Genomic DNA, 14,994 nt, shown 5'->3' on the forward strand with positions numbered 1-14,994 from the left:
CCCCTGACCCAGCTTGACATTCAGCGTCGTACGCGGCGCACCGACGGAACCCCACTCTCTCCGCGTTGTCATAAATTTTTGCATTGCCCCGCTAGACGCCACAGTGCGTTTCCCTACACTAGGCGCTGCTTCTTACTGCGCCACGCGCTGACGTTGGCGGCATTTTTTCGACTGCAAACAGGCTCGGCCTCGGCTGCATTTTGACGACACTGACGTCCTTGATTACATCAGGCAGACACGATGATGATGAAAAAAACGTTTATCGCTTTACTAACGGTGGCTTCCTTCTCTGGTATCGCCCAAGCGGCGGAGATGATCGGCCCTTATCCAGCCGTCGGGCAAACCAACTGCGGCGGGCTAAAGGTGCTCTCCACGGCGATCAATAGCGACAACATGATGGCGCTGAAGATCACTGATCCCTCGAATAATCTGACGCAAACCTACGTGGCCAAACGTACCGCCGATATGTCCGACGATGTGGTCTATACCCTGTCGCGCTATGATCAGGCCAGCGGCACGTTCACCCCAGACCCGGCTCATATTACTATCCGTTTCGGTATCAAGATGCAGAGCGGCCAGCCGGGTACTGACCGCTACAATATGACCATCGGCAATCAGCAATTCGTCTGCTCGCCGTTCACCATCTTCTCGTAATGCCACCCGGGCGCCGTGATAAGGCGCCCGCCCCGTCGTTTCCCTCTCGCCATACAGAGCCTACCAGGTATGGCCGCTAACCGCCTCGTCGCCTTCGCACGGCGCAATATCGACGATCAGCTAAAAAGCCTAGTGATTGACTGGCGATCGCCGTCGATCTCGGCCGTTCCAGAAAAGTCCGCTTGTGACGCGGCAGCGATCCGTTAAGGTCAGAGGGCAAAAATAAACAGGGAGAATGATGATGTATTTACGTCCCGACGAGGTTGCGCAAGTCCTGCTGCGCGCCGGGTTTATCCGCGACGCCGTCTGTGATCAAGCCTATGGTTTTCACAAGGGGGAGCACTATGTCTATGTCAATCGAGAGGTACGCCTGGGACGAACCGCATTGCTGATCCACCCAGCGCTGGCCCAGCGTAGTCTACGCTTCGCCCAACCCTCCGACGCACAACGCAGCAGCCCGGCCTATGTCCGCTTCCCGCCACTGCCCGATGCCGCCTCACCGACTTTCGTCGGCATCCCTCACGGCTTCACGTCCCGCGAGCGCTTAACGCGCTATCTGGCGCAGATGTTTCCTTGAGGGCGCGCCCCGTCTTATCGGCGGGGCCTCATGGCGCGTCACCACAGCAGGCGACCGATCAGCGGTGCAAGCAACACCGTTGCCACCCCAGCTAGCATCATCACCAGGCTGGCGACGACCCCTTCGGTCTGCCCTAACTCATAAGCCTTGGCCGTACCGGCACCGTGGGAGGCCGCCCCCAATCCTGCCCCCTTGGCCATGCCGCTACGCACCGCCAGACGCAATAACAGCAGATCACCTACCGCCATACCAAATACTCCGGTGATCACCACGAACAAGGCCACCAGATCCGGCTGTCCTCCCAGACGCTTGGCCGCCTCGATGGCGAACGGCGTGGTGATCGACCGCACCGCCAGGCTGCGCTGGATACTCTCCGGTAGGGTCAGCAGACGTGCCAACCAAACAGAGCTGAGTACCGCCACCAGCGTCGAGGTCAACACGCCGATGGTTAACGACAGCCAGTGGCGGCGAATGATCGCCAGATTCTCATACACCGGCACGGCAAAGGCGATGGTGGCCGGCCCCAATAGCCAGAGCAACCAGTGATTCTCGCCCATATAATCGCGATAAGAGATATGCCCCAGCAGCAGCAATACCACCAGCAGCAACGGCGTCAACACCAATGGCATCAGCCAAATGCGATGAACACGCCGGTAAAGGCGCTTATTGGCGAAGTAGAGCGCCAGTGTCACCGCCAGGCACAGCAGACTCAGCGTCAGACGGCTCATGATGGCGTCACCTCGGCGCGCCGCCGCCGTTGGAGACGCCGCTCGAAACGGTACACCCGATCCACCACCAGCGCCGTCAGGCCAAGCGTCAACAGGGTACTCAGGGCGATCACCGCCACGATGCGCCAGCCCTCTACCATCAGCAACGCGGCATAATTCATGACCGCCACCACCGCCGGCACGAAAAACAACAACATCTCCGCCAGCAGCCAGCGGGAACCTGCCTTGACCCAGGCCAGCGGTACAATACGCAGCGCGATCAACGCCAGCATCAGCAACATACCAACGATGTTGGCCGGCACCGGTAGAGCAAAGCGACTGACCAACCATTGGGAAAAGACAAACAACAGCGCATACAGCGCCACCTGTGCCGGAACCTGCAAACGGGCACATAGCGGTAGCCAACGATGGCGTAACGCCAGCGACATACTCACCTCAGAAGGGGAATTTATGTGATAAGGCGCACAGTATAGGCAGAGAGGATCACAGGCATAAAATGAATTAAAATTATTGGCTCCATTGATAAATGGCATACCTATCCCTGTATAGCGGAGTCCTGCATGGACGTAAGAACGTTACGTTACTTTGTTGAAGTGGTGCGGCAACAAAGCTTCACCCGCGCGGCGGAGAAGCTGTTCGTCACCCAGCCGACCATCAGTAAGATGCTACGCAACCTGGAGGAGGAGCTGGGGTGTACCCTGTTGATCCGCGAGGGACGTGGGCTACGACTGAGTGACAGCGGCAACGTGGTCTACCAGCGCGCGTTGGCTATCCTCGACCAATTTGCCCAGTTGAAAACCGAGCTGGACGATCTGGGCACCCTGAAGAAAGGCAGCCTAAAGCTGGGTATCCCGCCGATGGTGGGTACCCAGATGGCTGGGCTAATCGGCGAGTTTCGCCAGCGCTACCCCGGCATCGAACTGCACATCGCCGAGTTCGGCGGCCTGGCCGTCGAGCAGGCGGTGCTGTCCGGCGAGCTAGATCTGGCGCTGACCGCACTGTCGGCCCACCCCGATCCGGCGATTGCCTCCCTCCCCTTGTTCAGCCATCCGCTGTACGTACTCTTGCCACGCCAGGCCCCCTGGCTTAACCGCAGCGCCCTGAGCATGAGCGACCTCGCCCAGCAAAATATTCTGCTATATAACGAGGACTTCGCCCTCTATCAACAATTGATGCAAGCGTTCTCCGCCGCCGGGGTGCAACCGCAGATCGCGGTGCGTAGCGGGCAATGGGACTTCTTGGCCGCCATGGTGCAGGCCGGCGTCGGTATCGCCATCCTGCCGCAGCCGATCTGCCTGCGTCTCGATCCACACAGCCTGTTGTGGTTACCGCTAGAGCCGGCGTTGATGTGGCGCCTGGGGCTTATCTGGTGCCATGGACGCTACCTGTCACACAGCGCCCAAGCTTGGATTGCCCGCTGCCGTGAATTTTGGCCGGCGGGAACCATGCACCCCGAACGGCTGACACACTGCGCCGACGGCAGTGCACCCGCCCCCCGCCTCGATTGAGCGCGCGTCATAAAAACGCCCCGACCGCCTATGGCGGCCGGGGCGCAATCCGGCGGCGTGTACCCGATTACGCCTTATCGATCAACAACGCCTCCAGCAAATCCAAATCGTGCAGCATCTTCTGCAACGTCTCGTTGCTGATCTTCTGCGTGGCGCGCAGGTGGTACAGTTCGCCTCGCTCGGCGCGCAACGCCGTTAAACGGAAACGCCGCTCCAGGTTCTCCACCTCGCGGATCTCGTCGGCATTCTCTTTGGTCATCACCCGCCGCCGTAGGCTCCCGATCACCCGAGAGCTCACTTCGGTGAGCAACTGCGGATCGATATTCTCTTCACTATTTGCCGCCAAGCGCTCCTGCATCTTCTTCAGACTCTCGATGGCCACCTCGGCGCTGATCGACTTCGCCATCAGCTCCTCATCACGATAGGTGCTGCCATCGCTCACCTCGACGCCGCGCAGCAGCAACGGCAAGGCGACCACCCCCACCAGCAGGGAGAACAGGATCACTCCAGCGGCGAGGAACACCAACTGATAGCGCCCGGGGAAAGGCGCACCATCGCTCAGAAATAATGGAATGGAGAGTACGCCCGCCAAGGTAATCGCTCCACGCACCCCGGCGAAAGAGGCGATCCACAGATCGCGCAGGCTATAGGTGGCGAACTGCAATGGATTTCGGGGAAAAAAGCGGAGGCTGATGCGTTTCATCCCCCACAACCAGAGAAAGCGCAGCAGCAACAACAGGGCGTAAACCAGCACCACATCGGCGAACAGATACCAGGTTTCGATGTTAGGATCGCGCTCGGCCTGGATGATGGAGTTTTCCAAGATGCCCGGCAATTGCAGCCCCAACATGATGAAGACCATGCCGTTAAATACGAATTCCAGCATCGCCCACACGCTATTGGCGCGCAAGCGCATGGTCAATGGTGCGTTACGGATCACCCCCGATTGGCTGATGGTCATCCCGGCCGCTACCGCCGCCAGGATGCCGGAAACACCGATATGCTCGGCGATCAGGTAGCTAGCGAAAGGCAACAACATCAGGAAGACGATCTGGGTGGCCGGATCATCCCCCGCCCAACGGCTCATCACCCGCAACGACTTACTGTACAGCCAGGTGACCGCCGCGCCGGTCAGTAGACCGCCCAGCGCCACCTTGAGAAACTCCAGCGTAGCGCCGGAGACGGTAAACACCATGGTGCCCATCGCCACGGCGATGGCGAACTTCAAGGCGACCAGGCCGGAAGCATCATTCATCAGCGCCTCGCCTTCCAACACCCCCATGATGCTCTTCGGAATACGTCCCTGACCAACGATCCCGCCAAGCGCCACGGCGTCGGTGGGGGAGAGTACGGCGGCCAGCGCGAAAGCCGCCACCAACGGTACCTCAGGTAACAACAGATGCAGGAAATAACCGACGCCGACCACGGTGATCAACACCAGCACTAATGCCAGACCGAAAATCTCGCGCCCATGGTGGAGAAACTCGCGCGTCGGCGTCTTCCAGCCATCGGCGAACAGCAATGGCGGGATAAACAACACCAGGAACAACTCCGGATCAAAGTCGACATGTAGCCCAAAGTGCGGCCAGGCCAGCAACGCCCCGATGGCGATCTGCATCAACGGTAGCGGCACTTGAAACGGCAGCATGCGCGTCAGCACACCGGAGAGCGATACCACCAAAATCAGGATCAAGATTGTGAAGAATATTTCCATGCTAGTTCCGACTCACAGCCTAGGTAATTAATGCAACATGTTACAAAATATCACCTTATGAATTTTTCACCGAAGGGAAATCTAGCGTAAACGGCCAGAATGGCGCGGAAAATGCAATCTGGTAGCATGCGTGTTGAACTTCACCGGTGCCAGAAAGCAGAAAAGCGCCCGTAGGCGCTTTTCCAGCAACAACTCCCGACGCGGTTAGATCGCCCAACCGCCAGCATAAAACGCCACCAACACCACCGCGATTACCACGGTACCGATGTTCAGGCGGTTCCACTCTTTCGAGCAGACACGACCGATCACCAGGGTGCTGAAGCCCAGCATGATGCCGGTCACGATGTTACAGGTCAGCACGATAAACACCGCACACACCAGGCCGGACATAGCATCGACGAAATCGTTGAAGTCCAGCTTCGCCACGTTGCTCAGCATTAGCAGGCCGACATACATCAACGCCGGTGCCGTCGCATAGCCCGGAACCAGATAGGAGAGCGGAGAGAGGAACAGGATCAGCAGGAACAGCACCCCGACGACCACGGCGGTCAAACCGGTCTTCCCACCCGCAGCCGTACCGGCAGCCGATTCAATGTACACCGCTGCCGGTGCCGCACCGACCAGGCCGGAGAAGATCGAGCTGACGGAGTCGGCGGTCAGCGCCTTGCCGCCGTTGATGATCTGACCGTCTTTATCCAACAGGTTGGCCTGACCCGCTACCGCGCGAATCGTCCCGGTCGCATCAAACACCGCGGTCATCACCAGCGCCAATACGCTCGGCAGTACCACCGGCTGCAAGGCCCCCATGATATCCAGGCTAAAGATCAATGACTGGCCATCAGCCCCAGCCAGGCTCGGCATCGCCACCAGGCCGTGGTACTTCACGCTAGGGTCGAAGATCAAGCCGATAATAGAGATACCGATGATCACCAGCAGGATCCCACCCGGTACCTTCAGTTTTTCCAGGCCGAAGATCACCGCCAGCCCCAGCAGCGACATCATTACTGGAAACGAGGTGAAAGCCCCCAGTGCCACCGGCAGCCCCTCTAATGGGTTCTTCACCACCAAGCCGACACCGTTGGCGGCAATCAGCAGCAGGAACAGGCCGATACCGATGCCGGTGCCATGCGCGATGCCCATCGGCAAGTTCCGCAAGATCCAGGTCCGCACCCCGGTCACCGAGATGGCGGTAAACAAAATCCCCATCAGGAATACCGCGCCCAACGCCACCGGCACGCTAATCTGCTGCCCCAGCACCAGGCTAAAAGCGGTAAAGGCGGTGAGGGAGATGGCGCAACCGATCGCCATCGGCAGGTTGGCCCACAATCCCATTACCAGTGAACCGAAGCCAGCCACCAGACAGGTCGCTACAAAGACAGCGCTCGGCGGGAATCCGGCCTTGCCCAGCATGCCCGGTACCACAATCACCGAATAGACCATCGCCAAAAACGTCGTTAAACCGGCGAGCACCTCCTGACGTACGCTGCTACCACGCGCAGAGATCTTAAAAAAGCTATCGAGTGATCCCTGTGACTTCCCTGCCGTCGATACCTGAGAAGAATCGCTAGACATGATGATGTCCTCTGAGTGATTTAGAAAACTAATCTGTAACGTAATCGTTTACGTCTGTTGATGCAGAGCGGCCTATGATTCTTATCTGCCCTCCGCCCCATGTTCGGCTGCCTTATCGGCAGCCGTTACTCCCTGCCACTACATCCTGCGACCAAATTCGGGTAAAAATGGGACGGAAGTAAAAGGCAAACGATTATCTGGCCTAATACCACGTCATTTCAACCCAAAAATGGGCCATTCTAGGTGCGTTCGTACACTAAACGACCATCTACATAAGTACGATATATGGTGCGATCGTCGCCCAATGTCATGGTGACGAATAGCTTATCCACCAAGGAGACCGAGTTGTCGTAGCGCAACTGTTGCAGCGGCGTCGCCGTCGGCTCCAACACCACGAAGTCCGCCTCTTTGCCCTCCAGGAAGTTACCGATGCGATCATCCAGCCCCAGCGAAGCGGCCCCCCCCAGCGTTGCCAGGTAGAACGCCTCATAGGCGGAGAGACGGCACCCCTGTAGCTGCATCACCTTGTAGGCCTCGTTCAAGGTTTGCAGCATGTTGAAGGTGGTACCCGCGCCGATGTCGGTCCCCATCCCGACTTTCACTCGCTTGTGCCAAGCCTTCTGTAAGTTGAATAGTCCGCTACCGAGGTACAGGTTAGAGGTCGGGCAGAAGGCGATCGACGAGCCGGTATCGCTCAGACAATCCCACTCTTTCTCTTCTAGGTGGATACAGTGGGCGAACACGCAGTTCTTCCCGGTCAAACCATACTGGTGATACACATCCAGGTAGCCATCATGCTGCGGATAGAGCGATTTCACCCAGGCGATCTCCTCGCGGTTCTCACACAGGTGGGTGTGCACATAGGTGTCGGGGTACTCTTCACGTAGACGTTGGGCCATCGCCAACTGCTCTGGACTGGAGGTCGGAGCGAAACGCGGCGTGACCGCATACAGCAGGCGGCCATTCTTATGCCAGCGCTCAATCAGCGCCTTACTCTGTTCATAGCTGCTCTGAGCGTCATCCAACAGGTAATCCGGGGCGTTGCGATCCATCATCACCTTACCGGCAATCATGCGCATATTGATGTGGCTGGCCGCCTCGAACAAAGCATCCACTGACTCCGGGTGCACGGTACCGAACACCAACGCAGTGGTGGTGCCGTTACGTAACAACTGCTTGAGGAAGAAGTTAGACATCTCGCGCGCATACTCGAGATCGTTATAGCGCTGTTCGGTCGGGAACGTATGCTTATTCAACCACTCCAACAACTGCTCGCCATAGGCACCGATCATCTCGCTCTGCGGATAATGAATATGGGTATCGACGAAGCCGGGCACGATCAACTTGCCGCGGTAGTCGCGTACGCGGATCGAGTCGGGAATACGTGTCTTTCCCTCCTCCCACGGACCGCACCAATCGACCTTGCCGTTACAGATCAGCAACAGGCCATCTTCGATAAAACGCAGGGCGGATTCGACCTCTTGCGGATCACTGACCCGACGGGTGACATCCAGAATGCTGCCGCGCACTGCCTTCAGCGTGTGTTCACAAACCATGGTTAACTCCTCGTCAGCCAACTCATTGACTCAATCCATCTCTTCTTCGCCGCGTAACGGCTCAACCATCGCATCCTTCTCTTCACGCACCTCGGCTTTCTTCCGCATCGGGATCAGCAGATTCAGGATGATGGCGGTCAGGCCGCCGGCACAAATGGGGTTTTCCACTAACACATACAGGGAATCCGGTAATACCCGGAACACCGCCGGATCATAGGAGACGCCTAACCCAAGACCGAGGGAGGTGGCGACGATAATCGTCTCGCGGCGGCGTAGGCCGTTGGAGATGATGATGCGGATCCCGGCGATGGCGATCATCGAGAACATCAGCGTCATCGCGCCCCCCAATACCGGGGCGGGAATGGTGGTAAAGAACCGACCGATTACCGGGAACAACCCCAGTATCACCAGCATCACGGCGATGGCCCGACCGACATAGCGTGAAGCCACGCCCGTCATCTGGATCACCCCGTTATTCTGGGCGAAGGTGGTCAGTGGCAGCGAACCGAGGGCGGAGGCAATGACCGACACCAGGCCATCGGCCAGCACGCCGCCGCTCAGGCGCGACTGATACTCCGGCCCCTCGATCGGGCGGTTAGAGACCATGGCGGTGGCGGTGATATCCCCGACCGCTTCCAGCACGCTCAGCAAGTAGATGGTGCCGGCGACCAAGAAGGCGTGCATGTCGAAGGTAAAGCCATACTTGAAGGGAACCGGGACGGTCACCAGCGGCAGGTCACGCAGGGCGCTGAAATCCACCATCCCTAGGCACAGCGCCACGATATAACCGACGATCAGGCCGATGGCGATACCGCCCATACGCAACAGCGCATTGCGCGCACAGTTAAAACCGATCACCACCAGCAACACCAGTAGACCGACGCCGATGTTTTCATAGTTGCCGTAGGTGCCACTGCTCTTCGCGGCGAAACCGCCACCGAAGTCGATGATACCGACCTTGATCAGGCTCAGGCCGATCATCAGCACCACCACCCCACTCACCGTCGGGGTGATCACCCGGCGTAGATAGGGCAACACGAAGGAAGAGCCGACCACCAGGAAGGCGCCGACGAAGGAGACCCCCAACAGGGTCGAGACAATCAACTCCTCATGCAAGCCATCGTGTTTCATCGCACTGCCCAGCGCGATCATCACGGTGACAAACGAGAAATTGACCGACTGGATCGACAGCAGCCCGGAGCCGACGCAGCCATAACGGTTCACCTGTAGCCAGGTGCCAACGCCGGAGGCAATCATCGCCATCGAAACCAGATAGGCGGTAATTTCTGTTGATAAGCCTAAGGCGGTGCCGACAATTAACGCCGGTGCCACCATGGGAACGAAAATAGCTAAGAGGTGTGTCACCGCACCTACCATTAATTGGTGAAAAGGCGGTTTATCCTCAAGTTGATAAATAAGATCGGATCCAGCACGCGGTATATCAGACATCCCTTTACTCCTCGGGTAAATTTGATCATCTGATCCAATTAATAAATATCCACCTACAGCGATTCCTCGCTAACGGCAAAGGGGTGCCCTGAACGTCTCGTCCCCATTAATCCGTCTGTCGCTGTGTCATGCAGATATTTATTATCCAACGGCTAATTGAATCGTTGGCCGAGGGCTGCCCCGCGGGGCAGCCCTCAGCGGTCTTACAGTTTTCCTAACGCGTGCAGTATTTTCTCCGGAGTGAAATGCCATTCGCGCAACCAGACACCGCAGGCATCGTGGATCGCCGTCGCAATGGCCGGTGCCGCCCCGTTAACCCCGATTTCCGAGATCGACTTGGCACCATACGGGCCGACCTGATCGTCGCTCGGCACCAGGAACGCGCGGAAATCGCGCGGAATATCGCCGATCATCGGCGCGCCGTAGGTACGCAGATCGCGGGTGATCGGCCGTCCCTCGCTGTCATAGCGGATCGCCTCGCTCATGCTGTGACCGATGGCGCGCATGGTGGCACCGTAGATCTGCCCCAACGCCAGCTCGGGGTTCACCGGCGTACCGCAATCCAGCAGAGCATAGAACTTATCCAGCCGAACCTCACCGGTACGCACGTTGACCGCCACTTCGGCAAAGTTAGCCCCGTAGGGGAAGGCAAAGTCCGCGGTAATGTAGCTGGCAGTCGCCACCAGCGTACCGAAGCCGGTACCGGTCTCGGCTTTATGGGCGATGTCGGCATAGCTGACCTCACCCCGCTTACCGCGCACGATCCCTGGGGCGACCAGCACCACATCCTCGCGCGGCTCACCCAGCATCTGTGCGCCGTGGAACAGGATCTTCTCGCGCAGATTCTCGGCCGCTTTCTTGGCGGCGTTACCTGAGAAACAGGTACCGGATGAGGCATAAGCCCCCTTATCGAACAGCGCGTGGTCGGTGTCGCCGGAGATGACATGCACCTCGGACATCGGGCACATCAGCACCTCGGCCGCCAACTTATTGACCACCGTATCCAAGCCGGTGCCGATGTCGGCGCCGCCGGAATGGACGATGAAGGTCCCGTCGGACTCCAACTTGATCATGCAGTTGGCCTGGTCGATATCGGGAATGCCTGACTTCTGCATGATGATCGCCACCCCGCGTCCGATACGCCAATCGCCGTCGGCCGGTTTCGGCGCATCCCACGCGATCAGCTCACGTCCCTTGCGCAGGATCGGCTCCAAGGCACAGCTGGCGGCAGACGGAACCGACGTCGGCATCTTGCCTTCGCCGATGGCACCGAGGATCTTCAACTCCTGCCCCTCATGCACCCGGTTAAGTTCGATGATGTCCAGCAGATCAATGCCCAGTTGATCGGCCAGTTCGGCCAGCGCCATGGTCAGAGCAAAGTTCCCCTTCGGCGCCCCGTAACCCTGATAAGCCCCCGTCGGACAGATGTTGCTGTAATAGGTGGTGACCTGGAAATTAACGTTATCACAAGGATAGAGTGGCAACGACAGCGCCGGACCGTTACTCGGCACCGTCAAGGAGTGGTTACCGTATGGCCCCGTATTGGCGCGGAAGTCCATGTCGATGGCAGTCAGACGCCCCTCTTTGGTCGCGCCGATCTTCACTTTCACCTTGGCGACATGACGCGAGGTGTTGGCGATAAATTCTTCTTCACGGGTATAGCGGAAGTAGACCGGACGTCCGGTGACACAGGTCGCCCAGGCGCACACTTCTTCCAACAGGATATCCTGTTTGGAGCCGAAACCGCCGCCAACGCGCTCCTTGATGATGTGAACCTTGTTCTGTTTCATCCCGACGATACGCGCCACCTGGCGGCGTACGTGCCACGGCACCTGGGTAGAGGCGTGCACCACCAGGCGATCACCATCCATATAGCTGTAACAGATATGCGGCTCGGTCGGACACTGCTGAGCCTGAGTGGACTCATAGGTGCGTTCGATGACGACATCCGCCTGAGCGAAGCCTTGCTCAACATCCCCAATACGGCCGTGAACGCTGGCGGCGATATTGTTGTGCGGGCGTGCCCCGATGGGGAAGTTGATGATCATATGTTCGCCGCGCTGCGCCGAGCCCCGATTCTGCACCTCCAGATCGCTAGGAGCCCCGTTCACATAGACGATAGGTTCATCATGGATCACTGGCGCATCGTCGGCCATCGCCTCGTCGATGGACATTACCGGCCGCAGGATCTGGTACTCCACCTCGATCAGCTTCAATGCCTCTAGGGCGATCGCCTCACTTTCCGCCACCACGGCGGCGACACGATCACCGACATGGCGCATCTTCTTGCCGAACATGCGGCGATCGAGCGGCGACGGCTCCGGTGCGCTCTGGCCGCCAGGCGTATAATAGACGTCCGGGCAATTCAGATGGGTGATAACATGCACCACCCCCGGCAAAGCCTCGGCACGGCTGACATCCAGATGCGTGATCAACGCATGGGGATGCGGACAGCGCAGCATCTTGATCACACAGGCATCCGCCGCAATACGATCCTCGACGTAGCAGGGCTTGGCCTGCACCATCTTGGCCGCATCCACCTTCGGGCAGTTCTTACCGACGACCGTCAGATCGTCACGAAACTCCGGAGCGACCTCCATCTGGTACTGCGGATCGCGCATCCGCGCCGCCGCCAGCTCCACCACCTGGTAGAACTGCTGGTAACCCGCATCGCGGCTGAACAGCCCGGAGAGGGCATCGTCGATGTCCTGGCGGCTCGGCGCCGGAATACGTTCTAACAGTTCGGTCAGGATCAGCGCCGCCGCCGGATCGTTGTAACCGGACTGCACCACTCCGACGTCGACCATCGCCTGCTGGACTGGACTCAATTGGTTCCAGGCGCCGAGTGATTCGGCGGTACGCACCACCGCACCGTCCAATTGGGCGGCGATCAGCAGAGAGGCGTTGATCACCACGCCATCGAAGATGATGGCATCGGAGCCGGCAAAGCCGAAACCGTCGTCGCTATTACGAACCGAGTGCATGCCGAGTCCAAACAACAGTTGCTGCACATTCTCGCCCGGCTGGCACTCCAGCGTGCGAGGAATACCGTTCAGCGTAAAGCGAATTGTCATTTTGCTTCCTCCCTCATCTGCTGGCAGTCGGCCAACAGTTCAGCCACCACGACGCCCGCGATATAGCGTTTGTACGCCTCGCTGCCGCTCAGATCGGCACGCGGTGCGATCGCAGCGCTGACCGCCTGCTCCAATTGCTCACCCTCCAAGCCCAGACCTTCCACATCGCGCAGCCGCGATGGGCGCTCACTGACACCATCCAATGCGATGCGTATCCCCCCTTCATCCGGCAGGGCGACGGCCGCCGTCACCACCGACCAACCGGCCGCCGAACGGCTCACTTTACGCGTGGCACAGCAGCGGAAGGGATCGGCGATGATCACCGCCGTCAGCAGACGATCGTCTGGCGCGGCCAAGTAATCCTCTAGGGCGATTTCCGCACCATCGGCGCTCTGCACACGGGCATCCAGCGCCAGCAACACCGGTGCCAGCACCGATTCTGCCTGGTGAGCCGCCAGCTCGCCGCCCAGCGTCGACTGGTTACGCAGATGGCGCGAGTAGACGAAACCGAGCGCCTCTTGCAACGCCTGCGGCAACAACGCCATGTCGCGCAGCTGTTGCAGCGTACTCATGCTGCCGAGGTGCAACGCCCCGCCATGCCAGGTCACCTGATCCAAGCCCAACCCTTTCAGGGCGATGGCAACACGCTTCTCGGTACGTGTCGGCGTGGCGTTTAATTTACTTCCTCCGGCGAAGTAGACGGCCTCATCCTGAAAGCGGCGCTTAAGCTCCAACGCCTGCTCTATGGAGTCCGGCCGGAAAAATTGCTCAATCATGTTCCACCCTCTTTGTGTAAAAGCGCCTCGACTACGGGCCGAGGCGCTTTTATGGTCTCAGTTCAGTGCATCCATACGCTGCCACATCCGGGCGGCGACCTTACGGGCCTCGGCGTAAATCGGCTCGATATCGAATGGGAAGGCGCGATCCTCATACACCATGACCCCTTCGACCATCACGCTATGTACGCTAGAGGAGCCCAGACCAAAGGCCAGATGCCCACCGATGTTCTGCGCCGCCAACGGGGTCGGAGACGGGTAGTCACAGATAGTGAGATCCGCCTTATATCCCGCTTCGAGACGCCCGAAACGCGCGCCGAAGTTACGGTTAAGCAGCTGATTGCCGTTGTAAAGGAAACGGGTAAAGCTATCCGGCCACAGCGGACCACCGGCATCGCGATGCTTGAAGAAGGCGAACTTCAGCTCTTCAAACATATCCGCGCCGATACCGTCAGTACCAAGCGCCAAGTTACGGAACTGCGCCAAACGTTGGTTGTAGCCGACATGGTTGTTCATGTTGGAGCGGGCGTTATGCACCAAGAAGGCATCCTGCTCGTTGAGGATGCGAATATCCTCGTCGGAGAGGTAGAGCCCGTGGGCTAACAGGGTCTTATCGTTGATCAGGCCATACTCGGCCAGGCGTACCACCAGATCCTGACCGTACTTGTCATGACTATGAGAGACATCGTAGCGATCCTCTGCCGCATGGATGTGCAGCCCACGACCCGTGGCGCGTAACGCCTCACTCAGCATCGCCAACCCGGCGTTGGAGACGGTAAACGGTGCGTGCGCCCCGATATGCGCCTCGACCAGGTAGGGTTCGCTCCCCTTGGCCTTGGCATCGTCGATCAATTGGGCGAAGCGGATGTTCTCCTCGACGCCCTGCTGTAGCTCACGGGTACCGCCGTTACGGTCAGTGGTTTCGAAGCAGGTCATACCACGCAGACCCGCCTTCAGGAAACCTTTACGCAGCGTCGCCAGGGAGCCGGCGATATAGTTGGGTGAGGCGTGATGGTCGATCACCGCCGTACAGCCGCTCTTAATCGCCTCCAACGAGCAGATCAAGCCGCTGTAGTACAGTGACTCCTCATCCAGCGCCCGATCCAGCCGCCACCACAGATTTTTCAAGGTGGAGATGAAGTCCGGACAGGGGGCGATATTGGCCATGATGCCGCGCGACAGACCGGAGTAGAAATGGTTGTGCGCGCAGACGATGCCCGGCATCACCAGACGCCCGTGCATTTCTTTCACCTGAGCGTCAGGGAACTGAGCATGCAGGTTATCGCCGACGGCGCGGATCTCTGCGCCGTCGATGGCGATATCGATCCCTTCCCGCACCAGCGCCGGCTCGAATTGCACGGCGGTGACATTCTTCAGAATCAACAT

Annotated in this window: 12 protein-coding genes; 3 read left to right on the top strand and 9 right to left on the bottom strand. The window is 58.9% G+C overall.

The features are described 5' to 3' along the window. Nucleotides 1-240 precede the first annotated feature (240 nt). Together EHO01S_RS10865 and EHO01S_RS10870 are read left to right on the top strand one after the other, a co-directional pair. On the top strand, nt 241-654 hold the full coding sequence (locus EHO01S_RS10865; protein WP_232238252.1) for a hypothetical protein: 414 nt from the start codon (nt 241-243) through the stop codon (nt 652-654). Nucleotides 655-895: 241 nt separating this feature from the next. Beyond that, a complete protein-coding gene (locus tag EHO01S_RS10870; RefSeq protein ID WP_024523968.1) occupies nt 896-1,231 on the top strand; it encodes a DUF2002 family protein in 336 nt (111 codons plus the stop codon). A gap of 38 nt (nt 1,232-1,269) precedes the next feature. On the opposite strand, the gene EHO01S_RS10875 is transcribed toward EHO01S_RS10870, so the two are convergent. Both EHO01S_RS10875 and EHO01S_RS10880 read right to left on the bottom strand, forming a co-directional pair. Continuing rightward, on the bottom strand, nt 1,270-1,959 hold the full coding sequence (locus tag EHO01S_RS10875) for an LrgB family protein (RefSeq protein WP_024523969.1): 690 nt from the start codon (nt 1,957-1,959) through the stop codon (nt 1,270-1,272). Further along, nucleotides 1,956-2,387, bottom strand: coding sequence for a CidA/LrgA family protein (locus EHO01S_RS10880; protein ID WP_024523970.1), 432 nt, complete (start codon nt 2,385-2,387; stop codon nt 1,956-1,958). The genes EHO01S_RS10875 and EHO01S_RS10880 overlap by 4 nt, the downstream gene beginning before the upstream one ends. Before the next feature lie 132 nt (nt 2,388-2,519). On the opposite strand from EHO01S_RS10880, the gene EHO01S_RS10885 reads away from it, so the two are divergent. Further along, nucleotides 2,520-3,467 (top strand): LysR family transcriptional regulator, encoded by a 948-nt coding sequence (locus EHO01S_RS10885; RefSeq protein ID WP_024523971.1) that lies wholly within the window; start codon nt 2,520-2,522, stop codon nt 3,465-3,467. Between the two features lie 67 nt (nt 3,468-3,534). On the opposite strand, the gene EHO01S_RS10890 is transcribed toward EHO01S_RS10885, so the two are convergent. From EHO01S_RS10890 to ssnA, 7 genes are all read right to left on the bottom strand, one after another. Then, nucleotides 3,535-5,181: a Na+/H+ antiporter gene (locus EHO01S_RS10890; protein ID WP_024523972.1), complete on the bottom strand. Its 1,647-nt coding sequence runs from the start codon at nt 5,179-5,181 to the stop codon at nt 3,535-3,537. A gap of 204 nt (nt 5,182-5,385) precedes the next feature. Next, nucleotides 5,386-6,753: an NCS2 family permease gene (locus EHO01S_RS10895; RefSeq protein WP_024523973.1), complete on the bottom strand. Its 1,368-nt coding sequence runs from the start codon at nt 6,751-6,753 to the stop codon at nt 5,386-5,388. A gap of 239 nt (nt 6,754-6,992) precedes the next feature. Continuing rightward, complete coding sequence (gene guaD, locus EHO01S_RS10900) at nt 6,993-8,309, bottom strand: guanine deaminase (RefSeq protein ID WP_024523974.1); 1,317 nt, start codon at nt 8,307-8,309, stop codon at nt 6,993-6,995. 30 nt (nt 8,310-8,339) lie between these two features. Beyond that, nucleotides 8,340-9,758 carry a nucleobase:cation symporter-2 family protein gene (locus EHO01S_RS10905; RefSeq protein ID WP_024523975.1) on the bottom strand — a complete coding sequence of 473 codons (1,419 nt, stop codon included), beginning with the start codon at nt 9,756-9,758 and terminating at the stop codon, nt 8,340-8,342. 203 nt (nt 9,759-9,961) lie between these two features. Beyond that, complete coding sequence (locus EHO01S_RS10910) at nt 9,962-12,832, bottom strand: molybdopterin-dependent oxidoreductase Mo/Fe-S-binding subunit (RefSeq protein WP_024523976.1); 2,871 nt, start codon at nt 12,830-12,832, stop codon at nt 9,962-9,964. Beyond that, a complete protein-coding gene (ygfM, locus tag EHO01S_RS10915; RefSeq protein ID WP_024523977.1) occupies nt 12,829-13,608 on the bottom strand; it encodes a molybdopterin-dependent oxidoreductase FAD-binding subunit in 780 nt (259 codons plus the stop codon). The genes EHO01S_RS10910 and ygfM overlap by 4 nt, the downstream gene beginning before the upstream one ends. Nucleotides 13,609-13,665: 57 nt before the next feature. Continuing rightward, nucleotides 13,666-14,994 (bottom strand): putative aminohydrolase SsnA, encoded by a 1,329-nt coding sequence (gene ssnA, locus EHO01S_RS10920; RefSeq protein ID WP_024523978.1) that lies wholly within the window; start codon nt 14,992-14,994, stop codon nt 13,666-13,668.

Source organism: Edwardsiella hoshinae NBRC 105699 = ATCC 33379, assembly GCF_000474215.1.
GTDB classification, from domain to species: domain Bacteria; phylum Pseudomonadota; class Gammaproteobacteria; order Enterobacterales; family Enterobacteriaceae; genus Edwardsiella; species Edwardsiella hoshinae.